This window comes from Curtobacterium oceanosedimentum, from assembly GCF_040545555.1.
GTDB lineage: Bacteria > Actinomycetota > Actinomycetes > Actinomycetales > Microbacteriaceae > Curtobacterium.
In genome coordinates this window covers 208,069-230,665 of record NZ_JBEPMD010000004.1, presented here as the reverse complement: position 1 = coordinate 230,665, position 22,597 = coordinate 208,069, and the positions used below count along the sequence as shown (strand labels likewise).

Below are 22,597 nucleotides of genomic sequence, written 5' to 3'. Positions count from 1 at the left end.
ACCAGGAGCGAGGAGCGCGACCCATGGACGACGAGGCGATCTCCCGCACGCTGACCGACCGCATCCGGCACGTCCCGGGTGTCACCGGGGTCTTCCCGCCCCGCCCCGTCGCTGCCGTGGCCGAGACCGTGCTCGACGCCGTGACCCCCGTACCGCTCCGCCTGCACGACCCCGACGTGCTGGTCGACGTGGACCGGCACGGCGGCCGCGTGCACGTCGTCGCCGGCATCAGCGTCGACGGAGGTCGTGCCGCCGCGGACACGCTCCGCGCGGTCGGCGAACGCGTCCGCGACCTGCTCGACGCCGACGGGACCGCGACCGCGGACCTGATCAGCGTGACCGTCCGGCTGATCGAGGACCCGGCGGACGCTGCGTCGACAGCCCCGGTCGACGGCACCGAGGGCTCGGTCGACCGGCCGACGACGATTATGTAAGCGCTTCCACCCAGAACTCTCCCGCCCCTAGGGTCGACCGGACACGGCACGACCGGCGTGCCGCACGAGCACGGGAGCAGGGACCCATGGGCCTGATGGACAAGTACAAGGCGCTCTTCACCGGACCGGCGATCGACGTCGCCGCCGAGGTCGGACGGCTGCTGCCGGGCGGCGACCGCGTCCTCGCGCACACCCAGGCCGTCCCGAGCGGCTACCAGCGCGGAGGCGGTGGTGTCGGTCTCGACGGTCGGTTGATGAACCTCGTCACCTCGGCCGTGGAGACCGCGGTCTCCCGCTCGCAGCACGTCGGCGGCGACGAGGGCTCGCGTGCGCGGTCGCTGCCCACCGAGGCCGGGCCGTACACGCTCGTGGTCAGCGAGCGGGCGCTGTCCTTCTGGGACCTCGGACTCACCGGCAACCAGCTGCCCGCCGAGCACGTCGTCAGCGTCCCCCGCGCCGAGGTCGCCTCGTTCGTCGACACCGGGAAGACCGCGCAGGGCGGCGTCCCGGTCGCGCGGATCACCTTCACGGACGGGTCGTTCGCCGACCAGCGGCTCGTCGGGAAGCCCGGGCCCGACTTCTGGCTGGCGGTCGCCGCCGGCTGACCGCGGCACCGCCCCCGTCGGGCGACGCACGAGGCACCGGACGGGAGGCGCGTGGCGGGCTCGTACCGCGCCTCCCGTCCGCGACCCCACCGGCATCGGCTGTGTGCGGTGGACGTGCCATGATCCGGTGTGCACATCGACGACTTCCCGGTCTCCGACACCGCTGCCGCCCACGCGGCCGTCTCGCTCGCCGAGCGCTACCAGTCGACGGCGATGACGGCACACGCCGTCCGGTCCTGGTACTGGGCACTGGGGTTCGCGGCACTCGACCGGCTCGACGGCGTCGACCACGAGCTGCTCTGGGTCGCGGCCGTCCTGCACGACATCGGCACCGTGACCGAGTTCGACGCCCACACGGCGTCGTACGAGCACGCCGGCGGACACGTCGCCGTCGCCCTGACGACCGGTGCGGGGTGGACGGTCGAGCGGCAGCAGCGCGTGCTCGACGTGATCGTGCGGCACAACTGGCCGAGCGTCGACGTCGGCCTCGACCTGGAGGGACACCTGCTCGAACGCGGGACCGGACTCGACGTCTCCGGAGCGGGGTCCGACCTGCTGCCCGAGTCGTACCTGCGCGAGGTCCTCGCACAGTACCCCCGCGGCACGCTCGCTGCGGAGTTCGGCGCGTGCGTCGTCGACCAGGCCGCACGGAAGCCCGACACCGCGGCGCGCCGCCTGGTCGACGGCGGTGTCGTCGCGAAGCTCGCGCAGAACCCGCTCGAGACGCTGTCCTGACCTCGACGCGCGCGCAGTGCGCAGTGCGCAGCTGGACGTGACAGCATCTGGTCATGAGCACCGTTGCGGCCGACGTCCGTCACGTCGTCGAGGCCTCCGGTGACGACCTCGATGCAGCCCGAGCGATGTTCGAGCGGCGTACGGCGCCTCCGGGTTCCTGCCCGAACGGACCGAGCGGGACTTCGGCTACCGCTTCCGGTCCGTCGGTGGCGACGCGATGTCGCTGGACTCGAAGCGCTTCGACGGTCGGATGGCCGGCGAGGTCGACGGGACGAGCCACTACTTCGTGACGTGGGTCAGCGACGGCGGCGGGTCCCTGGACATCGACCGCGACGAGGTAGGGCTCGCGCCCGGGCGGCCCATCGTGTTCCCGAGCGAGCGCCCGTACCGCTTCGACCTCGCCGACGTCCGGCAGAACGTGGTGCAGTTCGACCGCCGCACGCTCGAGCGCACCGCCGCCGAACTGCACGGGACCGAGCCGGCGCCCCTGGTGTTCGACCGTGCCGCGCTCCCGCGGCGCCAGGACGTCCGCGCGTGGAACGCCGAACTGCGCGAGACCGCGCAGGTCGTGCTCGGCAGCACCCCGCTGACCCCGCTGGCGATGGCCGAGGCCACGCGCCGAACGGCCGTCGCGATGCTCAGGACCTTCCCGCACAGAACGCTCGCGCCCGCCGCCCCGGTGCCCGTCGGGGCCCGAGGGCGCGTGCAGCAGGCGATCGAGTACATGAACGCCAACGCCGACGACCCCATCACCACCACCGACGTCGCCGAGCACGTCGGGCTGAGCGTCCGCGGGCTGCAGCAGGGCTTCCAGCGACAGGTCGGGACGTCGCCGAACGCGATGCTCCGCGGGATCCGCTTCGACCGGGTGCGGACGGAGCTCCGGTACCACTCGGTGGGCGAGACGACCGTCGCCGCTGTGGCGCGGCAGTGGGGGTTCGCGCACGCCGGGCGGTTCTCGTCCGCGTACGCGAAGCGCTTCGGCGAGCTGCCGAGCGAGACCCTGCGCGCACGGCGCTGACCGGCGGAGTGGGCCCTGCCGGGATCGAACCGACGACATCCACGGTGTAAACGTGGCGCTCTACCAGCTGAGCTAAAGGCCCCTGCGGACGATCCTAGACGCTCGACCGAGCGGCTCGGATCGTCACGCGCCGTGCGGGACGCTCAGCCGAACCGCTCGACGAGCTCCCGCTTCAGCACCTTCCCGCTCGGCCCCAGCGGCAGCGCCTCCACCACGTGCACGACCCGCGGGTACTTGTACACGGCGATCTCGTCGGCCACGAAGCGGGTCAGCTCCTCCGGGGTGACCTCGGCGCCCTGGCGGAGCACGACGGCCGCGGCGACCTCCTGCCCGTGCACCTCGTGCGGGATGCCGAACACGGCGGCCATCGTGACGTCCGGGTGGGCGGCGAGGACCTCCTCCACCTGCCTCGGGTACACGTTGTAGCCGTTGCGGATGATCATGTCCTTCGTCCGGTCGACGATCGTCAGGTAGCCGTCGTCGCCCTTCGTGCCGAGGTCGCCCGTGCGGAACCACCCGTCGACGATCGCCTCGGCGGTGGCCTCCGGGCGGTTCAGGTACCCGTTCATCAGGTTGTGCCCGCGGATCACGAGCTCACCGATCTCGCCGCGGGGAAGTAGGACCGTGCGGTCGGTGACCTCGGGGTCGGCGATCTCGATGTCGACGCCCCAGATCGGTGTGCCGATGGTGCCCGGACGCGGTGTGGCGCCGACGTGGTTGAACGACGCCACGGGAGAGGTCTCGGTCAGCCCGTAGCCCTCGTGCACCGGTGCGTCGAACACCTGCTGGAACCGCTCGAGCACGGCGAGCGGCAGCGAGGCGCCGCCGGAGATCGCGTACCGCAGGTGCGGTCGGGCGTCCGAGCGCGTCGCCGCGTCGAGCAGTGCGATGTACATCGTCGGGACGCCCATGAAGATCGCGGTGTCGTGCTCGACCATCGCCGCGAGGGCCGCGTCACCGTCGAACTTCGGCAGCATGACGATCGTCGCGCCGGCACGGAAGCCGGTGTTCATGGTGCAGGTCTGCCCGAACGTGTGGAAGAGCGGCAGCGCACCGAGCAGGACGTCGCCACGGCGCATGTCGAAGGTCGTGAGCAGGCACGTGTTGACCTGTTCGAGGAGGGCGAAGTGCGACCCCTCGGCACCCTTCGGCTTCCCGGTCGTCCCGCTCGTGTACAGGATCGTGGCGGTGTCGAACGGGTGGCGGGGCACGTAGGTGTCGAGCGGCTCGCTCGCGGCGGCGACGGTCTCGAGTCGGTCGGGGGCACCCTCGGCGTCCGCGGGGGCGAGCACACTGAGGACGTCGACGCCGGCGCGCTCCGCTCCGGCCGCGCCCTCGCCGAGCAGCGGCGCCGCGCAGACCAGCAGCCGCGCGTCGCTGTCGCGGAGCACGAACTCGATCTCGCCGCGCTTCAGGAGCGCGTGCACGGGCACGACCACGGCCCCGAGTGCGAGGACGGCGTAGTAGGCGCGCGGGAAGTCGGCGACGTTCGGCACGAGCATCGCGACCCGGTCGCCCTCGCGCACGCCGCGTGCGCGCAGGCCGCCCGCGTAGGCGAGGGTCTGCTGCCACAGCTCGGCGTAGGTGGTCCGCTGGTCGCCCACCACGACGGCGACGTCGTCCGGGAACCGCGCCGCGGACTCGGCGACGATCGCGGCGACCGAGGCCGTGGCCTGGGTCATCCTGGCGCCGTCGGCGGCGCCGGGTGCGGGGTGGCTGCTGGTGGTGGTGCTGGTCATGCCGGCCTTCCGTCTCCCGTGACGAGTTCTCCTCACGGAGCCTACGGCGAGCGGACGCTCGACGACCGGATGCGCGCCGCCGGGCGCGCCACCGGGTCCGCAGGACCTGAACGTCGGCTGCACGCGGTGCGCGCAGCGGCTGTGGGCTTGCGCTCCCAGCAGGATCGTGTTCAATCGAGTCGTCGTGGTGCGGGTCAGGCACCACGACACGGGCGGCCGGTCTGTGTTCGGGTCACGGATCGGCCGCCTCTGCTCCCCGCGCACGCGCGCGAGCCGGCCCGTGCCGGTCGGGAGGCGCGTGGCGGGCGCGCGACGCTCCTCCCGTCCGCGCCGCGACGGCCGGGAGGCGCGCTCCGGGCCCGCACAGCGCCTCCCGTCCGCGCCGCGCCCGGTGTCCGGCCGTCACCGCAGCCACCGCATCCGCGACCGATGCGCGTACCCCGTTGTCCCACACCCCGCCGCGACGGCTCGGTACTGTCGACCCGACGACGTGAGGAGGGTGCGATGACCGAGGACGGCACGCACGGGGCATCCGGGTACTGGTACCCAGACCGGCCGGCGAGGACCGGTGTCGAGCTGCTCACGACGATGCGCCGCTACCGGGCCGCAGAGGTCGCGATGCGCGAGCGAAAGCTCCGGTCGATGGGGATGAACGCGACCGACATGGAGGCGGTCCGTTTCCTGCTGCGGGCGGCCGAACAGGGCCGCGCCGTGCGTCCGGGAGACCTCACCGCGCACCTCGGCATCACGTCGGCGTCGACCACGGCCGTCGTGAAGCGACTGGTGTCCAGCGGCCACGTGGAGCGTCACCCGGACCCGGCGGACGGTCGCGGAGCGCTGCTCGTGGCGACCGTGCACAGCGACGACGAGGTCCGATCCGAGCTCACCGACGTGCACGCACGCATGATCGCGGCGGCGGACCGACTCTCTCCGCAGACCGTGATCGAGATGCAGGCGTTCTTCGCCGAGGTGATCGACGCGATGGGCGCCGACTCCCCCGCCGACGAGGCCGACGGCACGGACCGTCCGGGCGCACTGGCCGATATGCGTACGCATCCAAGTGGGTAGTTAGACAAACTAGAGAAACCGGAGCAGGCTGGTCCGCGTCGCCGATCGGCGACCACCCACAGCACGGGAAGGGCCGGCCATGAGCACCATCGACGCGACGCACTCGCAGTTCTCCGAGGTCCGGGAGGCTGCCCGCGGGCGACTCCTCGCGACCGTTGCCACAAGCCTCGGGATCGTCGCAGTGACCGTCGCCGCCGTCACCGTCGTCACCCTCGGGGCGTGAGCACGATGCGCACCGTGGACGACCTCCGAGAGCTCCAGCGCCACCCGCACGAGTGGCACCGTCGCGGGCTGCGGCACCCCGACGAGATCGACGCCCTCGTGCACCACCGCACGCACGGCGAGGTCCCGCCCGAGCCGACCTACGGCGACTTCTTCCGCGGCGCCTGAGCCCGACCGACCGACCGGAGCTCCGGGAACTGCTCGTCCCGCCACTCCCCCTCGACCGGCGTCCCTGCCGCGGCCGCCGTCTCCTCGCGCTCGCGCAGCTCGACCCGACGGATCTTCCCGGAGATCGTCTTCGGCAGCTGTCCGAACTCGACGCGGCGGACCCGGGCGTACGCCGGGAGCGCGACCCGGGCGTGCTCGAGCACGGCGCGGGCCGTCACGGCCGTCGGCTCCCACCCGGCGGCGAGCGTGACGTACGCCTTCACGACGTTCAACCGCGCGTCGTCCGGTGCGGGGACGACGGCGCTCTCGGCCACGGCGGCGTGCTGCAGCAGGGCGCTCTCGACCTCGAACGGCGACACCTTGTAGTCGGACGACTTGAACACGTCGTCGGTGCGGCCGATGAAGGTCAGCTGGCCGTCGGCGTCGCGGCTCGCGATGTCGCCCGTGTGGAAGAAGCCGTCCCGCATCGCGTCGGCGGTGCGCTCCGGGTCGCCGAGGTAGCCCGCCATCAGGTTCGTCGGTCGCTCGGTCAGGTCGAGGCAGACCTCGCCCTCGTCGCCGGCACGGCCCGTCAGGGGGTCGAGCAGCGTCACGGCCACGCCGGGCAGCGGACGTCCCATCGCGCCGGGCGTCACGGCGCCGCCCGGCACGTTGCCGATGATCGCCGTGGTCTCCGTCTGCCCGTAGCCGTCGCGGATCGTGAGACCCCAGGCCGCCTGCACGCGGGCGATCACCTCGGGGTTGAGCGGTTCGCCGGCCGAGACCACCTCGCGCAGGGCGCGCGGCTTCGGTCCGAGGTCGGCCTGCAGGAGCATCCGCCAGGCGGTCGGGGGCGCACAGAACGTGTCGACGCCGGCCTCGTCGAGCTGCGCGAGGAGCCCGGCCGGGTCGAAGCGTGGGGTGTCGTGGACGAAGACGGTCGCCTCGGCGATCCACGGCGCGAAGAAGCAGCTCCAGGCGTGCTTGCCCCATCCGGGCGAGCTGATCGCAAGGTGCACGTCGCCGGGTCGGAGTCCGAGCCAGTGCATCGTGCTCAGGTGGCCGACCGGGTACGACGCCTGCGTGTGCACGACCATCTTCGGCCGCGAGGTGGTGCCCGACGTGAAGTACACCAGGCAGGGGTCGTCGGTGCTCGTGGTCACGACCGGCCGTGCCTCGTCCGCCGGCGCCGGGTCGCCGAGGTCGTCCGGGTACGACGTCCAGCCCTGCACCGCTCCCCCGACCACGATGCGTGACGGTGCCCCGGTGACGCCGTCGAACTTCGGCGTCTCGCCGTGGTTCGTCACCACGTGCGCCACGTGACCGCGGTCGATGCGGTCCTGCAGGTCTGCGGTGTCGAGCATGGTCGAGGTCGGCAGGATCACCGCGCCGAGCTTCATCACCGCGAGCATCGTCTCCCACAGCTCGAGCTGGTTGCCGAGCATCAGGAGCACGTGGTCGCCCTTCCGGACGCCGAGCCGGTCCAGTTGGACGGCCAGCCGGTCCGACCGGGCGGCCATCTCGGCGTAGGTCGTGCGGGAGCCGCCGTCCTCGTCGACGATCCAGAGCGCCACGCGGTCGTTCCCGCGCGCGACGACGTCGAACCAGTCCGTCGCCCAGTTGAACGTCCCGCCCAGGTCCGGCCAGCGGAAGGCACGTCGGGCAGCCTCGGCGCGCGCGGCGTCACGCTCGTCGAGGACCGCGAGCAGCTCGTCGCGGGCGGCGCGGTAGGCCGTGGTCGGGTTCAGGGAGGGCACCGGACGATCATGCCCCACCCGGCGCTCGCAGCGCACCGTCGCACGGCACGGGTACCGTCGTCGGCGTGGACGGTGTCGGTGTGGTGGACGAGGCCGGGCGGCTGCGGCTCCTCGGCAACGCGGTCGCGGGTGCGGCCTTCGGTGTGGTGCTCGCCGTGCTCGTCGCGTCGTCCTGGCTGACGACCACCACGGCGCTGCTCGTCGGGGTCGGGGTGCCCGCCGGGGTCCTCGGCGCGGCGATCGGCGTCTGGACGCAGCTGCGCTCCTGGCGGGCCGCCGGCGGCTACGAGCGGTCGGTCGCCGTGCAGCGCTGGGTCGCGGAGCAGCGCGTGCCCGCCGGGGTGACGGCCGACGAGTGGATCCCGACGCTGCAGGCGCAGGCCGACCGCGAGGGTGCCGGCTGGGGCAAGATCGTCCTCTGCGTGCTCTGGACCGCCATGACGCTCTCGATGGCCGACCAGCACGGCCCGCTCCTGACCGGGATGCTCGTCGCGCTCTGGATCGGGATCGGCGGGTGGTCCGCCCTCTGGGTCGTCCCCCGCGCCCGTGCCGCACGGGCACTGCTCCGCCGCGGTGTCGCGACCGAGCCGTCCCCGACGGAGTCCTGGCCGACCGAGTCCTGAACCGGTCCTGCGCCTCGGGGATCGTCCCGGACCCTCCGCGGCCGCCGTGACTACGCTCGTCCGCATGCAGAGTCGCACCCTCGGCCGCACCGGCCGCTCCGTGTCCGTCGTCGGCCTCGGCACCTGGCAGTTCGGCGGTGACTGGGGTCCCGTCAGCGCGCAGGACGCCGCCGCCGTGATGGACGCCTCCGTCGAGTCCGGCGTCACCCTCTTCGACACGGCCGACGTCTACGGCGACGGTCGCAGCGAACAGCTCATCGGGGCATGGCGACGGGCGAACCCGGACGTCCCGCTGACGGTCACGACGAAGATGGGCCGCCGCGCCGAGCAGGTCCCGTCGAACTACGTCGCGCAGCACTTCCGCGAGTGGGTCGACCGGTCGCGCCGCAACCTCGGCCAGGACACCCTCGACCTCGTGCAGCTGCACTGCCCGCCGACCCCGGTGTTCGAGGACGACGCCGTGTACGACGCCCTCGACGCGCTCGTCGCCGACGGATCGATCGCCGCCTACGGCGTCTCCGTGGAGACCGCGGACCAGGCGCTCACCGCGATCGCCCGGCCCCACGTCGCCAGCGTGCAGGTGATCCTCAACGCGTTCCGGCTCAAGCCGCTGGACCGTGTGCTGCCGGCCGCACGGGAGGCAGGGGTCGGCATCCTCGCGCGCGTCCCGCTGGCCTCGGGGCTGCTCTCCGGCAAGTACACGGCCGACACCACGTTCAGCGAGGGCGACCACCGCAACTACAACCGACACGGCGAGGCCTTCGACCAGGGCGAGACGTTCAGCGGCGTCGACTTCGCGGACGGCGTGCAGGCCGCACAGGCGTTCGCCGCGGCACTGCCCGAGGGCGTCTCGGTCCCGCAGGCGGCGCTCGCCTGGATCGTCGCACAGGACGGCGTGACCGCTGCGATCCCGGGCGCCCGGAACCCCGAGCAGGCACGCTCCAACGCCGGGGCGGCGGACCTCCTCGACGGGAGCGCCCTCGACCTCGCCAGCCTCGACACCACGGTGCACGAGCTCTACGACCGGTGGTTCCGCGCGACCGTGCACGACAAGTGGTGAGCCGCCGGGTCGGCACGGGCCCCGCTCGTGCCGACCGCACCGGCGGCCGCCGGACGGCGCCCCGGAGCGTCGTCGTGACGCTCGTGGCGGCGGTCGCCGTCGTCCTGCTCGCGCTCTGCACGGCGCCGGCCGCGGGGACGACGCGCACCGCGCCTCCTTGGCCGGCACCGACGGACCTGCAGACGCGCGCCGAGGCGGCGGGCCTGCGGAACGTGTGGGGCGAGCCGCTCGCCGAGCACGTGCACACCCACCTGACGATCCTGGACGGGCCGACGCCGGTGACCGTGCCGGGCAACGTGGGGCACTCGTCGCGTGAGCGGTTCGCCGCCGAGCTCCACACCCACGACACGTCCGGCATCCTGCACGTCGAGTCCCCGACCCGGCAGACCTTCACGCTCGGGCAGTTCTTCGACGAGTGGGACGTCTCGCTCGGTGCCGGGCACGTCGGTGGTCTGCGCGGCGAGCTGACGGTGTGGGTGGACGGCCACCGGTACCTCGGCAACCCGCGGTCGATCGCGCTGACCGACCGGCGCGAGGTCGTCCTCGCCGTCACCACGATCGGCGAGGTGCCGCGCCTGCCGTCGCCGTTCGTCTGGCCGCCGCAGTACCGCTGACGACCACGGCCCGCGCCAGGGCGCTCGGGTCCCGGGGCGGGTGGCTCCCGGGGTGGGTCAGGCCGGCGCCGGGGTGAGCCCCAGGAACGCCGCCACGGCCTCGGGGTGCTCGACGTGCGCGAAGTGCCCGCAGTCGTCGAGCACGGCGGTCCGTGCCCCCGGCACCAGGCGGCGGAGGTCGGCGAGGTCGGTCACCCGGGCGAAGACGTCCCCGCGGCCGAGCACCGCCGAGACGGGGCAGCCGACGGAGCGCCAGCGGTCGACGTCGTGGCCGGCGGCGTCCCGCGCGGCAGCAGTGAAGCGCTCGGGCCGGAACTCCTCGACGAAGGCGTCGAGGACGCTCGGGTCCAGTCGGCGGACGTGCGCGAACACGGGTGCGGCGACGAGCGGCAGGAGTCCGACGCGGGCGACGCCGCGGAGGATGCCTCTGGCCGATCGACCCGTGACGAGGAGACCGGCCCGCAACAGCGTGAACGCGGGCAGGGACGCGAGCGCGCGCCAGGGGTGGGCGGAGGCCCGCACCGTCGCCGTCGTCGTGCCGGACACGAGCCCGAGCGAACGGACACGGTCCGGGGCCACCACCGCGAGGTGCAGCCCGACGAACGCCCCCATCGAGTGCCCGACGACGTCGACCGGTCCCACGGCGAGGGCGTCCAGGACCTCGACGAGCACGCGAATGCCGTCGTCCACGGTGAACCGGCCCGAGGGCGCCGGCGAGGACCCCCACCCGGGCAGGTCGACGAGCACGAGACCCCGCTCGCCGACGCCGCCGGCAGCGGCCAGCAGGGGCGTCCACGTCGTCCACGACCCGGCGACCCCGTGGAGCAGCAGCACCGGGTCGGCTCCCGGACGGTGGTGCACCACCACCGGCCCCCGGCGGGTGTGCACCACGGTGCGCTCCAGCGCCCAGGTGGTGGGCGCGTCGCGCACCGGCCAGGGCGCGTAGCCGGGCGCGGTGGGTGTCAGGCGACCGGGACGGGCGCGGTGCACGCGGCGAGCCGGTCGAGTGCCTCGCGGTACTCGGCGACGTCGCGCTGCAGTCCGGGCTCGGTGATGATCGAGGCCTTGATGCGGCCGTGCACGTCGATGACGAAGGTCGCCCGGGTGGCGAAGCCCTTCTTGTCGAGGAACACGCCGTACTCCTTCGACACCGCGCCGTGCGGCCAGAAGTCGGCGAGCAGCTCGAAGTCGTAGCCGTGCGTCTCGGCGAACGAGCGGAGCGTGGCCTTCGAGTCGACGGAGATGCCGATCAGCTCGACGCGCTGGTCCTGGAACATCGCGATGTTGTCCTGCAGGGTGCACAGCTCGTTGGTGCAGCCGGACGAGAACGCCAGCGGGAAGAAGACGAGGGCGACCGGGCGGACGCCCCGGAAGTCGCTGAGGCGGACGTGCTCACCGAACTGGTTCGGGAGCTCGAAGTCCGGCGCGAGGGAGCCGATCTCCAGGGCCATCGGTGCGCTGCTTCTTCCTCGGGCGTGGTGTGTGCCCGTGTCGCGTGTGCACGTGCGGGTCGCGCGTGCACGATCGGCAATCGTACGCCGACGTCACCAGGACGCAAGTACCCGTCCACGTGCACGTCACCATCAGCCAGCGGGTCGGTCGTGGGGCCTAAGGTGGTGTGGGCCCCATCCGGTCGTGACCCGACCACCGGTGGCCTCCATGTCCACCACCACGAGAACGAACGAGGTCAAGGGTGACGGTGAACGACCAGGACCCGCGCAGCACCGCAGGGACCGACCAGGACCCCGAGGAGACCGCAGAGTGGCGTGAGTCGCTCGACGGGCTCGTCGCGACGCACGGCCACCAGCGGGCCCGCGAGATCATGCAGAGCCTGCTGAAGCGCTCGAACGAGCTGCACCTCGGCGTGCCGATGGTCCCGACGACCGACTACGTGAACACGATCGCGCCCGAGGACGAGCCGGAGTTCCCCGGCGACGAGGAACTCGAGCGTCGCTACCGCCGATGGATCCGGTGGAACGCCGCGATCACGGTGCACCGCGCCCAGCGACCCGGCGTCGCGGTCGGCGGCCACATCTCGACGTACGCGTCGAGCGCCGCCATGTACGAGGTCGGCTACAACCACTTCTTCCGCGCGCAGGACCACCCGTCCGGCGGCGACCAGGTGTTCTTCCAGGGCCACGCCTCCCCCGGCATGTACGCCCGCGCCTACATGGAGGGCCGCCTCAGCGAGGACCAGCTCGACGGCTTCCGCCAGGAGAAGTCGCACGCCGGCGGCGGACTGTCGTCGTACCCGCACCCGCGCCTCATGCCGCACTTCTGGCAGTTCCCGACCGTGTCGATGGGCATCGGCCCGATCAACGCGATCTACCAGGCACAGCAGGCCAAGTACCTGTCCAACCGCGGGATCAAGGACGCCTCCGACCAGCAGGTGTGGGCGTTCCTCGGCGACGGCGAGATGGACGAGGTCGAGTCGCGCGGGCAGCTGCAGGTCGCGGCGAACGACGGGCTCGACAACCTGAACTTCGTCATCAACTGCAACCTGCAGCGCCTCGACGGCCCCGTCCGCGGCAACGGCAAGATCATCCAGGAGCTCGAGGCGTTCTTCCGCGGTGCGGGCTGGAACGTCATCAAGGTCGTCTGGGGCCGCGAGTGGGACGACCTGCTCGCCCGCGACACCGACGGCGCGCTCCTCAACCTGATGAACGCGACGCCGGACGGCGACTACCAGACGTACAAGGCCGAGAACGGCGCCTACGTCCGCGAGAACTTCTTCGGCCGCGACCCGAAGGCGTTGCAGCTCGTCGAGGGCTACAGCGACGACCAGATCTGGAACCTCAAGCGCGGTGGCCACGACTACCGCAAGGTCTACGCCGCGTTCAAGGCCGCGACCGAGCACAAGGGGCAGCCGACCGTCATCCTGGCGAAGACCGTCAAGGGCTACGGCCTCGGCCCGAGCTTCGAGGGCCGCAACGCGACCCACCAGATGAAGAAGCTCACGCTCGACAACCTCAAGCAGTTCCGCGACGAGATGCGCATCCCGATCTCGGACGCGCAGCTCGACGAGGACCCCTACACGCCGCCGTACTACCACCCGGGCAACGACGACGAGGCGATCCAGTACATGCACGAGCGTCGCCGCGCGCTCGGCGGGTACGTGCCGGAGCGTCGCACGAAGTACACGCAGTTCACGCTGCCGGACGACGCGAAGTACCAGGTCGTCAAGAAGGGCTCCGGCAAGCAGGAGGTCGCCACGACGATGGCGTTCGCCCGTCTGCTGAAGGACCTGCTCCGCTCCCCGGACTTCGGCGACCGCGTGGTCCCGATCATCCCGGACGAGGCGCGCACGTTCGGCATGGACGCCTACTTCCCGACCGCGAAGATCTACAACCCGAACGGCCAGCACTACACGTCGGTCGACCGCGAGCTGCTCCTGGCCTACAAGGAGAGCCCGCAGGGCCAGATCATCCACGTCGGCATCAACGAGGCAGGCGCCCTCGCGGCCTTCACCGCCGTCGGCACCTCGTACTCGACGCAGGGCGAGCCGCTCATCCCGGTCTACGTCTTCTACTCGCAGTTCGGGTTCCAGCGCACCGGTGACGCGATCTGGGCGGCCGGTGACCAGATGGTCCGCGGATTCATGATCGGCGCCACCGCCGGTCGCACCACGCTGACCGGCGAGGGCCTGCAGCACGCCGACGGTCACTCGCCGCTCCTCGCGGCGACGAACCCGGCCGTGGTCTCCTACGACCCGGCGTACGGGTACGAGATCGGCCACATCGTCAAGTCGGGCCTCGAGCGCATGTACGGGACGAACGAGGACGGCTCGCCGTCCCACGACGACCCGAACGTCATGTACTACCTGACGGTCTACAACGAGCCGCTCGTGCAGCCCGCCGAGCCCGAGGGCGTCGACGTCGAGGGCATCGTCAAGGGCATGTACCTGCTCAAGCCGAGCGAGCACGACGGCCCGAAGGCCCAGCTGCTCGCGTCCGGCGTCGCGGTGCCGTGGGTCCTCGAGGCGCAGCAGCTCCTCGCCGAGGACTGGGGCGTGTCCGCCGACGTCTGGAGCGTCACGAGCTGGGGCGAGCTCACCCGCGACGGCCTCGACGCCGAGCAGCAGGCGTTCCTGAACCCGAACGAGCAGCCGCGCACCCCGTACGTGACCGAGCGCCTGCTCGGCACCGAGGGCCCGGTCGTCGCGGTGAGCGACTTCATGCACGCCGTGCAGGAGCAGATCCGCCCGTTCGTGCCGACCGACTACGCCACGCTCGGCGCCGACGGCTTCGGCTTCTCGGACACCCGTCCGGCGGCGCGCCGCTTCTTCCACATCGACGGCCCCTCGGTCGTGGTGCGGACGCTGCAGCAGCTCGCGAAGCAGGGCAAGGTCGACCACGCCGTCGTCCAGCAGGCGATCGACAAGTACCGCCTGCACGACGTCAACGCCGGGACCACCGGCAGCGCCGGCGGAGAGGCCTGATCCGCCGGTGAGCACACCCCGCACCGCCCCGGCCGCGAGCCAGGAGAGGGAGCGCGAACGCGCGCTCTCCTGGCTCCGGCAGGTGTCGGGCGAACTCTCGACCGCCACCATCAAGCGGCTCGAGGACACGCTGCCCTGGTACAGCGAGATGCCGCCGGGCCGGCGGTCCGCCGTCGGGCTCGTCGCCCAGGCGGGCATCACGTCGTTCATCTCCTGGCTCGAGGGCACCGCGTCGACCCCGTGGATCGCCGCCGCCGACGTCTTCGGTTCCGCACCCCGTGAACTCCTCCGCTCGGTGAGCCTGCAGCAGACGCTGCAGCTCATCCGCGTCGTGGTGACCGTCGTCGAGGAGCGTGCGAAGGACGACGAGATGCTGCAGGAGGCGATCCTGAAGTACTCGCGGGACATCGCCTTCGCGGCCGCCGACGTCTACGCGCGTGCCGCCGAGGCCCGCGGGCTGTGGGACGCCCGGCTCGAAGCGCTCGTCGTCGACTCGATCCTGTCGGGCGAGTACGACGACGAGCTGCCCTCCCGCATCGCGGCCCTCGGCTGGCACGGCCACGGCGAGGTCGCGGTCCTGGTCGGCAACGCACCGAAGCAGCTCGAGGTCGACCAGATCCGCCGCACCGCCCGACACATGGACGCCGACGTGCTCATCGGGGTCCAGGGATCCCGGCTCGTGGTCGTCATCGGCCGTGCCACCCCGCGTGACGACGTGCCCGAGGGCGAGGAACCGGTGTCCTTCACCGCCATCGCCCAGGCCCTGGAACCGTCGTTCGGCGAGGGGCACCTCGTGCTCGGCAACGAGGTCCCCGGGGTCGTCGACGCCTCGACCAGTGCGAAGGGCGCCCTCGCCGGGTTCGCCGTCGCACGGGCGTGGCGCGGTGCTCCCCGACCGGCCCTCGCCGACGACCTGCTGCCCGAGCGGGCCCTGGCGGGTGACCCGCTCGCCCGGTCAGCGCTGGTGCAGCGCATCTACGTCCCGCTGAAGGACCAGTCGACCGAGCTGCTGCAGACGCTCTGGTGCTACCTCGACACCGGTCGCTCGCTCGAGGCGACCGCGCGCGAGCTGTTCGTGCACCCGAACACGGTGCGCTACCGCCTCCGTCGCGTGGCCGACGTCATCGGGTGGGACGCCACGCACGCCCGGGACGCCCTGATCGTGCAGTCGGCGCTCATCCTCGGGGCGATGTCCGAGTCGAACGCCGGCCGACGCCGCATGCCGAACCGTCGCTGAGGGCCGCGCCATGAGCGTGCGGATGACCGCGCCCACGATCGCCCACGGTAGGGATCGCACAACGTCCCCGCCGGATCGCTGTCGGATGTCCACACGGACCGGATCGGCCGTGACGGCAAGGATTGACCGGTGATCGTCGTCGTCGCGCCCGGACAGGGCTCCCAGACCCCCGGCTTCCTCGCCCCCTGGCTCGAGGACACCGCCGTCCGTGACCGTGTCGGAGCGTGGTCCGAGGCGATCGGCGTCGACCTCGTCGAGCACGGCACGACCTCCGACGCCGACACCATCAAGGACACCGCCCTCGCCCAGCCGCTCATCGTGGCGGCCGGGCTCGTGACCGCCGACGCCCTGCTGGCCGACGGCCGTCGCGCCCTGGTCGGTGGGGTCGCCGGACACTCGGTCGGCGAGTTCACCGCCGCCGGCGTCGCCGGGATCCTCGAGCCCACCGACGCCGTCGCGCTGGTCGCCGAGCGCGGCCGTGCGATGGCCGACGCCGCCGCACTCGAGCCGACCTCGATGGCCGCCGTGCTCGGAGGCGACGCCGAGGCAGTCGCCGCAGCCCTCGAGCAGCACGGTCTCGTCGCCGCCAACCACAACGGCGGCGGCCAGACCGTCGTCGCCGGTCCCGCCGTGGGCATCGCCGCCCTGGCCGCCGAGCCGCCGGCGCGCGCCCGGGTCGTCCCGCTCGCGGTCGCGGGCGCGTTCCACACGCGGTACATGGCCCCGGCGGTCGACCGCGTCGCGCCCGTCGCCGCGGCCGCGACCGTGCAGGACCCCGAGCTGCCGATCTGGACGAACGCCGACGGCTCCCGCGTGGACGACGGCCGACACTTCGTCGACCTGATGGTCCGCCAGATCGCCAACCCCGTGCACTGGGACGCCGTCATGGAGTCGTTCTCCGCCGCCGGCGTCACCGGCATCATCGAACTCGCGCCGGCGGGCGCGCTCGTCGGGCTCGCGAAGCGCGGCCTGCGCGGCACCCCCACCGTCGCCGTGAAGACCCCCGACGACCTGCCCGCCGCGATCGAGCTCCTCGAGAGCGACACCGCGGCCGCGAGCGAGGAAGCAGACGCAACCGCATGACCGACGCCACCACGCCGTCCCCCGCAGCCGACGGGACGGACGCGCCCCGCGCCTCCCGTCCGGTGCTGCAGCAGCGTCGCGGCCACGAGTACACCCGCATCCTGGCCTTCGGTGCCGCCCGCGGTGAGAACGTCGTCCCCAACGACGACCTCGTCGGGCCGATCGACTCGTCCGACGAGTGGATCCGCCAGCGCACCGGCATCGTCACGCGCAAGCGCGCCGGAGCCGACATCGAGGCCGTCGACCTCGCCGAGGCAGCCGCGCGGGAGGCCATCGAGAAGGCCGGCATCACGCCGGACCAGATCGGTGTCGTCCTCGTCAGCACCGTCACCCACACCGTCGCGACGCCCTCCATGGCGTCCCTGCTCGCCGAACGCATCGGTGCGACGCCGGCCGCGGCCTACGACGTCAGCGCGGCCTGCGCCGGCTACGCGTACGGCATCGCCCAGGCCGACTCGTTCATCAAGTCCGGCCTGGCCGACCACGTGCTCGTCGTCGGGGCCGAGAAGCTCAGCGACGTGGTCGACCCGACCGACCGCTCGATCTCGTTCCTCCTCGGCGACGGTGCGGGTGCGGCCGTCGTCGGTCCGAGCGACTACCCCGGCATCGCCCCGACGATCTGGGGCTCGGACGGCTCGAAGTGGGACGCCATCGGCATGACGGCGACCTACAACGAGTGGGCCGCCGGCGCGCCGCGACCGACGATGCGCCAGGCCGGTCAGACGGTCTTCCGCTGGGCCGTGTGGGAGATGGTCAAGGTCGCACGCCAGGCGCTCGAGACCGCCGGCGTCGCGCCGCAGGACCTCGCCGCCTTCGTGCCGCACCAGGCGAACATCCGCATCATCGACGAGTTCGCCAAGCAGCTCGGCCTGCCGGACACCGTGACGATCGCCCGCGACATCACCACCACCGGCAACACCTCCGCCGCGAGCATCCCGCTCGCCACGCACCGCCTGCTCGAGGAGCACCCGGAGCTCTCCGGCGGTCTCGCGCTGCAGATCGGCTTCGGTGCCGGTCTCGTGTTCGGCGCGCAGGTCGTCGTCCTCCCCTAGTCCCACCATCCCGGCTCGGCTCCGGGCACCCGTACCACTCGTGCCCTAGGCTGGTCCACGGTCAAACGACACCCCCCTCAAGGAGAACACCCATGGCCCTGTCCAACGAAGAAGTCCTCGCCGGCCTGGCCGAGCTGATCAACGACGAGACCGGCATCGCGACCGACACCGTCGCCGCCGACAAGTCGTTCACCGACGACCTCGACATCGACTCGATCTCGATGATGACCATCGTCGTGAACGCCGAGGAGAAGTTCGACGTGAAGATCCCGGACGAAGAGGTCAAGAACCTCAAGACCGTGGGCGACGCCGTCGACTACATCACCAAGGCCCAGGCCTGACGCGAGCTTCCTGAGCGCCGCGGACCGCGCACACCCCGCGGGCCGCGGCGCTCACCTCGTTCCTCCCACACGAAAGAACACGTCGTTCCATGACCAAGAAGACCGTCGTCGTCACCGGGATCGGTGCGATCACACCACTCGCCGCGACCGCCCGGGAGACCTGGGAGGCGCTGCTCGCCGGCAAGTCCGGCATCACCCGCATCGAGGACGAGCGCTACGCCGACCTCGAGATCCCCGTCGAGTTCGCCGGCCAGGCACGCCGCTTCCTCACCGACCAGCTCACGCGTCCCGAGGCCAAGCGCCTCGACCCGTCGTCGCAGCTCTCCCTCGTCGCCGCGCGTGAGGCCTGGGCCGACGCAGGCATCGACCCCGAGACCGTCGTCCCGGAGCGTCTCATCGTCGACTGGGCCACCGGCATCGGCGGCGTCAACACACTCCTCGACGCCTGGGACACCCTCCGCGAGAAGGGCCCGCGTCGCGTCCTGCCGATGACGGTCCCGATGCTCATGGCGAACGGCCCCGCCGCCGCCATCGAGATGGAGTTCGGCGCCCGCGGCGGCGCCCGCACGTACCTCTCCGCCTGCGCGTCGTCCACCGAGTCGCTGGCCGAGGCCTACCGGCACATCGCCGACGGCGACGCCGACATCGTCATCACCGGTGGCGCCGAGGCCGCGCTGCACCCGCTGCCCCTCGCCGCGTTCGCATCGATGCAGGCGCTCTCGCGACGCAACGACTCCCCCGAGACCGCATCGCGTCCGTACGACGTCACGCGTGACGGCTTCGTGCTCGGCGACGGTGCCGCGGCGCTGATCCTCGAGTCGAAGGAGCACGCCGAGGCCCGCGGCGCGACGATCTACGCCGAGGTCGCCGGTGCCGGCATCACCTCGGACGCGTTCCACATCACCGCTCCGGACCCCGAGGGCAGCGCCGCCGCCCGCGCGGTCCTCATCGCGCTCGAGCACGCCGACGCTTCCCGCGAGGACGTCGTCCACGTCAACGCGCACGCCACCTCCACCCCGGTGGGCGACGTGGCCGAGTACCACGCCATGCGTCGTGTCTTCGGCGACCACCTCGACAACGTGGTCGTTTCGGCGACCAAAGCGTCGACCGGTCACCTGCTCGGCGGTGCCGGTGCGATCGAGGCCGCCTTCACCGTCCTGGCGCTGCACGAGCGGGTCGCGCCGCCGACGATCAACCTGACCGAGCAGGACCCGGAGATCGTGATGGACGTCGCGACCGCTCCGCGTGAGCTGCCCGCGGGCGACCTGCTCGCCGTGAGCAACTCGTTCGGGTTCGGCGGGCACAACGCCGTGGTGGCGTTCCGCACGGCCTGATCCGTCGTCGCCGACCCCGCGTCGGCCTGGAGGCCCGTCCTGCGTCCGCAGGGCGGGCCTCCGTCCGTCCCGGGCTGGGTCCCGCCCCTGGTGCCCGCCCCGGCGCTCCCGGTGCCCGTACGGCGTGCCCCCCGTCACTCGAGTGGGCGCGACACGCCGTTCACGGTCGGCGTGTGCGCACGAATCGTCGGCCGGATGGTCCGAGCGGGCCAGATCGCACCCGATCAGATCGCCGCTCGCGCGAGTCGGTACCGCCGGAAGGGCGGCCCGCACCAGGGGCGAGTGGGCAGGACATGCCGCTCACGAGCGGCGTGCGCGCGCGGATCGTCGGCAGGACGCGCCGAGCGGGCCGGATCGCAACCGCTCGGGACGGCCGAGGACGACGCGCACACCCCGGGGACGACGGACGCCGCCGGCTCCGGAGGGAGCGGGCGGCGTCCGAGGTGCTGCGGAGGAGGCGGGAGCGGTCAGCCGACGCGGTGCAGCCAGACGACGGGGTTGCCCTCGGCGGCGTGCCGGAAGGGCTCGAGTTCGTCGTCCCAGGCCTGCCCGAGTGCGAGTCGGAGCTCACGGTGGAGTTCGAGGGCGTTGCTGCCGGCGACCTCCATGGCGTAGCGCACGCGGTCCTCGGGGACGACCATGTTCCCGGACACGTCGGTCTGCGCGAAGAAGACGCCGAGGTCGGGCGTGTGCATCCACCGGCCGCCGTCGGACTGCGCCGTCGGTTCCTCGGTGACCTCGAAGCGCAGGTGCTCCCACCCGCGCAGGGCAGAGGCGATCGCCGCGCCGGTGCCGACCTGCCCGGTCCAGGTGAACTCCGTCCGACGGGATCCGTCGAGCGCGGGCTGGTCGAGCCACGAGAAGTTCACGGCGCGGCTCATCGCGCGACCAGCCGCCCATTCGACGTGCGGGCAGAGCGCGCGTGGTGAGGAGTGCACGTAGAGCACCCCTGTCGTCGTTCCGTTCACGATTCCTCCGCTTCGTCAGGTGCGACTTCCCCATCGACCTGTGGTGCGGAGCCCCGGTAGCGGAACCATCGGTATCAGATTGTGATGTCCCTGCGGACACGCCCATTATGCAGCGTCTGCGCTGGGAACGCCACACCCGTCGAGCAGCAGACCTGCGGGCCTCAGTGCAGCACGGCTCCGGCGGCGTCGACCGGGTGGCGCTCCCCCGCGGTCAGCGCGACCGGGATGCGGTTCTCCTCCGGGGGCACCGGGCAGGCGTACTGGTACGAGAACGCGCAGGGCGGGAGCACGAGTCGCTCCCAGTCGAGGGCGACGTCGCCAGCGCCGTCGGGCTCGTCGAGGTACAGGAAGCGGCCCATCGAGTAGGAGCTGCCCGGGTCGTCCTCCGGCAGGGAGCTGGTCGCGTCCTGCACGATGAGCTGCAGCCGCGGACGGCCGTGGAACGGCGCAGACCGGACCGCGGTCAGTCGCACGGGGACGCCGTCGACGGTGGTCTCGACCGTACCGGCGACGGGCAGGGGGTCGCCGGCGGCGTCGGTGAGGTGACCGGGTGCCTCCAGGCCGGACCGGGGCTCGTACCTGCCCACCGTGACCCACCCGCCCGACCGCGGGGCGAAGCGGTCGATGCGTGCGAAGCGGGAGACCGCGTCGGAGGTCGGGTCCCAGACCCGGAGGGTCGAACCCTGCACCGTGCCGGCGAGCCCGTCGGCGAAGGCGACCGTCGAGGGGACGACCGCCGTGTCCCCGGCGACCAGGACCGTGCCGTCCACCGGGACGCCGTCGACCACGACGCCGTCCGACGCGCTCGCGGTGACGGTGAGGCCGCCCGGAGCCGGTGCCCACTGCCCGGCGACGGGCCACACCGGCTGCGGGCGGTCGACGTGCTGCGCGTTCACCAGGGCGAGCGGGCCACGGGCGCTCCGGGCCCAGGCGTCCCGCGCGGCGACGTGCGCGGACAGGTCGGGCTCGGCCGCGCTCACGACTGCTCCTGGCGGGGGTAGATGACCTTCTGCACGATGATGATCACCGACGCGGCGACCGGCACGGCGACGAGTGCTCCGAGGACCCCGCCGATCGTGCCGCCGGCGACCGCGGCGATGACCACGAGGGCACCGGGGACCTGCACTGCTCGCGACATGATGCGCGGGGAGATCAGGTAAGCCTCGACCTGCATGTAGACGAGGTAGTAGATCGCGGCCGCGAGCGCGGTGGCCGGCGAGGCGAACAGGCAGAGCAGCGAGATGACGACCGCCGCGGCGAGGGTGCCGACGAGCGGGATGAGCGACCCCAGGAACGCGAAGGTCGCCAGCAGCACCGGCAGCGGCGCACCGATGACGAGCAGGAACACCAGGCTGAGGATGCCGTTGATGAGCGCCTGGCTGATCTGACCGACGACGTAGCGACCGACGGCCTGGGTGATCTGCTCGCTGACGTCGACGAAGTTCTGGCGACGGGTCGCCGGGACGAAGCGGTAGGCCATCGACTTCAGGCCCCGCATCGACGCCAGGAAGTACAGCATCAGGATGATGACGATCACGGCGCCGGTCAGCCCGGACAGGATGCCGCTGCCGACCGCCAGGATGCCGCCGCCGAGGCTGAGGAGGTTGCCCGGGTCCTCGACGAAGGACTGCAGCGACTCGAGGGCGTGGTTCACGTCGAACGCGCCGGCGAACTGCTGCGACAGGTCCTTGAACCACTCCTGCCGCGAGATGTCCTGGATGATCTCCGGGAAGTTCTGGACGAGGTTCGTCGCCTGCTGGATGAGGATCGGGACGACCGCGAACACCACGCCGGCGAAGGCGGACAGGACGCCCACGACGACGATGGTGATCGCCACCCAGCGCGGGATGAAGCGCTCGAGGAAGGACACCAGCGGGTCGATGCCGAGCGACAGGAAGAGCGCGACGCCGATGTAGACCAGGACCGTGCTGAGCTGCTGGACGATCACGCCGGCGAGCAGCGCGATGAGCACACCGAGGGCCCCCATGAACCCGATGCGGAAGGCGTTGACGCGCACGCCGGTTCCGGCCCGGGTCGCCTCGAACGTCACGTTCGGGGTCGGCGCGTGGTCCTCGGGGACGTCTCGTCGTCGGGGCAGGTGCACGGGCGGGCCGGCCTT

General features: G+C 72.3%; 23 protein-coding genes and 1 tRNA gene. 16 read left to right on the top strand and 8 right to left on the bottom strand.

Annotated features, from left to right (window positions below; all coding sequences use genetic code 11):
• Positions 1 to 23: 23 nt before the first annotated feature.
• The 4 genes from ABIC52_RS06225 to ABIC52_RS06210 all read left to right on the top strand — a co-directional run bounded on the left by ABIC52_RS06225 (position 24) and on the right by ABIC52_RS06210 (position 2,795).
• Positions 24 to 434, top strand: a complete 411-nt coding sequence (locus tag ABIC52_RS06225; protein ID WP_126891720.1) for a hypothetical protein — start codon at positions 24 to 26, stop codon at positions 432 to 434.
• Positions 435 to 520: 86 nt separating this feature from the next.
• Positions 521 to 1,039: a hypothetical protein gene (locus ABIC52_RS06220; protein WP_126891719.1), complete on the top strand. Its 519-nt coding sequence runs from the start codon at positions 521 to 523 to the stop codon at positions 1,037 to 1,039.
• Positions 1,040 to 1,168: 129 nt separating this feature from the next.
• Positions 1,169 to 1,774: an HD domain-containing protein gene (locus ABIC52_RS06215; protein ID WP_354026874.1), complete on the top strand. Its 606-nt coding sequence runs from the start codon at positions 1,169 to 1,171 to the stop codon at positions 1,772 to 1,774.
• Between the two features lie 157 nt (positions 1,775 to 1,931).
• Positions 1,932 to 2,795 (top strand): AraC family transcriptional regulator, encoded by an 864-nt coding sequence (locus ABIC52_RS06210; RefSeq protein ID WP_354026910.1) that lies wholly within the window; start codon positions 1,932 to 1,934, stop codon positions 2,793 to 2,795.
• A gap of 9 nt (positions 2,796 to 2,804) precedes the next feature.
• Here the strand turns inward: ABIC52_RS06210 and ABIC52_RS06205 are convergent.
• Both ABIC52_RS06205 and ABIC52_RS06200 read right to left on the bottom strand, forming a co-directional pair.
• Positions 2,805 to 2,877 (bottom strand) — tRNA-Val (locus tag ABIC52_RS06205).
• Between the two features lie 61 nt (positions 2,878 to 2,938).
• Positions 2,939 to 4,477 carry a long-chain-fatty-acid--CoA ligase gene (locus tag ABIC52_RS06200; RefSeq protein ID WP_354026909.1) on the bottom strand — a complete coding sequence of 513 codons (1,539 nt, stop codon included), beginning with the start codon at positions 4,475 to 4,477 and terminating at the stop codon, positions 2,939 to 2,941.
• A 561-nt stretch (positions 4,478 to 5,038) separates the two neighbouring features.
• On the opposite strand from ABIC52_RS06200, the gene ABIC52_RS06195 reads away from it, so the two are divergent.
• From ABIC52_RS06195 to ABIC52_RS06185, 3 genes are all read left to right on the top strand, one after another.
• Complete coding sequence (locus tag ABIC52_RS06195; RefSeq protein ID WP_354026873.1) at positions 5,039 to 5,602, top strand: MarR family winged helix-turn-helix transcriptional regulator; 564 nt, start codon at positions 5,039 to 5,041, stop codon at positions 5,600 to 5,602.
• Between the two features lie 79 nt (positions 5,603 to 5,681).
• Positions 5,682 to 5,825, top strand: coding sequence for a hypothetical protein (locus ABIC52_RS06190; protein ID WP_209676884.1), 144 nt, complete (start codon positions 5,682 to 5,684; stop codon positions 5,823 to 5,825).
• Positions 5,822 to 5,992, top strand: coding sequence for a hypothetical protein (locus tag ABIC52_RS06185; protein WP_153257440.1), 171 nt, complete (start codon positions 5,822 to 5,824; stop codon positions 5,990 to 5,992). Before ABIC52_RS06190 ends, ABIC52_RS06185 begins: the two co-directional genes overlap by 4 nt.
• Here the strand turns inward: ABIC52_RS06185 and ABIC52_RS06180 are convergent.
• Positions 5,965 to 7,719, bottom strand: coding sequence for an AMP-binding protein (locus tag ABIC52_RS06180; protein ID WP_354026908.1), 1,755 nt, complete (start codon positions 7,717 to 7,719; stop codon positions 5,965 to 5,967). The genes ABIC52_RS06185 and ABIC52_RS06180 overlap by 28 nt on opposite strands.
• Positions 7,720 to 7,793: 74 nt before the next feature.
• Between ABIC52_RS06180 and ABIC52_RS06175 the strand changes: the two genes are divergently transcribed.
• From ABIC52_RS06175 to ABIC52_RS06165, 3 genes are all read left to right on the top strand, one after another.
• A complete protein-coding gene (locus ABIC52_RS06175) occupies positions 7,794 to 8,351 on the top strand; it encodes a hypothetical protein (protein WP_354026872.1) in 558 nt (185 codons plus the stop codon).
• Between the two features lie 64 nt (positions 8,352 to 8,415).
• Complete coding sequence (locus ABIC52_RS06170) at positions 8,416 to 9,411, top strand: aldo/keto reductase (protein ID WP_209676880.1); 996 nt, start codon at positions 8,416 to 8,418, stop codon at positions 9,409 to 9,411.
• Positions 9,408 to 10,025 (top strand): hypothetical protein, encoded by a 618-nt coding sequence (locus tag ABIC52_RS06165; RefSeq protein WP_354026871.1) that lies wholly within the window; start codon positions 9,408 to 9,410, stop codon positions 10,023 to 10,025. Before ABIC52_RS06170 ends, ABIC52_RS06165 begins: the two co-directional genes overlap by 4 nt.
• Before the next feature lie 57 nt (positions 10,026 to 10,082).
• On the opposite strand, the gene ABIC52_RS06160 is transcribed toward ABIC52_RS06165, so the two are convergent.
• On the bottom strand, positions 10,083 to 10,955 hold the full coding sequence (locus ABIC52_RS06160) for an alpha/beta fold hydrolase (RefSeq protein WP_354026870.1): 873 nt from the start codon (positions 10,953 to 10,955) through the stop codon (positions 10,083 to 10,085).
• A 32-nt stretch (positions 10,956 to 10,987) separates the two neighbouring features.
• Positions 10,988 to 11,476: a peroxiredoxin gene (locus tag ABIC52_RS06155; RefSeq protein WP_126891710.1), complete on the bottom strand. Its 489-nt coding sequence runs from the start codon at positions 11,474 to 11,476 to the stop codon at positions 10,988 to 10,990.
• A gap of 242 nt (positions 11,477 to 11,718) precedes the next feature.
• Between ABIC52_RS06155 and aceE the strand changes: the two genes are divergently transcribed.
• From aceE to ABIC52_RS06125, 6 genes are all read left to right on the top strand, one after another.
• Positions 11,719 to 14,463, top strand: a complete 2,745-nt coding sequence (aceE, locus tag ABIC52_RS06150; RefSeq protein ID WP_126891709.1) for a pyruvate dehydrogenase (acetyl-transferring), homodimeric type — start codon at positions 11,719 to 11,721, stop codon at positions 14,461 to 14,463.
• 7 nt (positions 14,464 to 14,470) lie between these two features.
• Positions 14,471 to 15,700 carry a PucR family transcriptional regulator gene (locus ABIC52_RS06145; RefSeq protein WP_126891708.1) on the top strand — a complete coding sequence of 410 codons (1,230 nt, stop codon included), beginning with the start codon at positions 14,471 to 14,473 and terminating at the stop codon, positions 15,698 to 15,700.
• Between the two features lie 129 nt (positions 15,701 to 15,829).
• Positions 15,830 to 16,783 (top strand): ACP S-malonyltransferase, encoded by a 954-nt coding sequence (locus ABIC52_RS06140; protein ID WP_209676874.1) that lies wholly within the window; start codon positions 15,830 to 15,832, stop codon positions 16,781 to 16,783.
• On the top strand, positions 16,780 to 17,835 hold the full coding sequence (locus ABIC52_RS06135; protein ID WP_174234720.1) for a beta-ketoacyl-ACP synthase III: 1,056 nt from the start codon (positions 16,780 to 16,782) through the stop codon (positions 17,833 to 17,835). The genes ABIC52_RS06140 and ABIC52_RS06135 overlap by 4 nt, the downstream gene beginning before the upstream one ends.
• Before the next feature lie 92 nt (positions 17,836 to 17,927).
• The gene (locus ABIC52_RS06130; protein WP_058729431.1) at positions 17,928 to 18,176 is read left to right on the top strand and encodes an acyl carrier protein; all 249 of its coding nucleotides are present in this window, start codon (positions 17,928 to 17,930) and stop codon (positions 18,174 to 18,176) included.
• A gap of 89 nt (positions 18,177 to 18,265) precedes the next feature.
• Positions 18,266 to 19,510 carry a beta-ketoacyl-[acyl-carrier-protein] synthase family protein gene (locus ABIC52_RS06125; protein ID WP_126891448.1) on the top strand — a complete coding sequence of 415 codons (1,245 nt, stop codon included), beginning with the start codon at positions 18,266 to 18,268 and terminating at the stop codon, positions 19,508 to 19,510.
• Positions 19,511 to 19,977: 467 nt separating this feature from the next.
• On the opposite strand, the gene ABIC52_RS06120 is transcribed toward ABIC52_RS06125, so the two are convergent.
• The 3 genes from ABIC52_RS06120 to ABIC52_RS06110 form a co-directional block, all read right to left on the bottom strand.
• Positions 19,978 to 20,478 carry a DUF3145 domain-containing protein gene (locus ABIC52_RS06120; RefSeq protein ID WP_435526068.1) on the bottom strand — a complete coding sequence of 167 codons (501 nt, stop codon included), beginning with the start codon at positions 20,476 to 20,478 and terminating at the stop codon, positions 19,978 to 19,980.
• Between the two features lie 161 nt (positions 20,479 to 20,639).
• A complete protein-coding gene (locus ABIC52_RS06115) occupies positions 20,640 to 21,458 on the bottom strand; it encodes a DUF1684 domain-containing protein (protein ID WP_354026869.1) in 819 nt (272 codons plus the stop codon).
• Positions 21,455 to 22,582, bottom strand: coding sequence for an AI-2E family transporter (locus tag ABIC52_RS06110; protein WP_342342914.1), 1,128 nt, complete (start codon positions 22,580 to 22,582; stop codon positions 21,455 to 21,457). Before ABIC52_RS06110 ends, ABIC52_RS06115 begins: the two co-directional genes overlap by 4 nt.
• Positions 22,583 to 22,597: the final 15 nt, after the last annotated feature.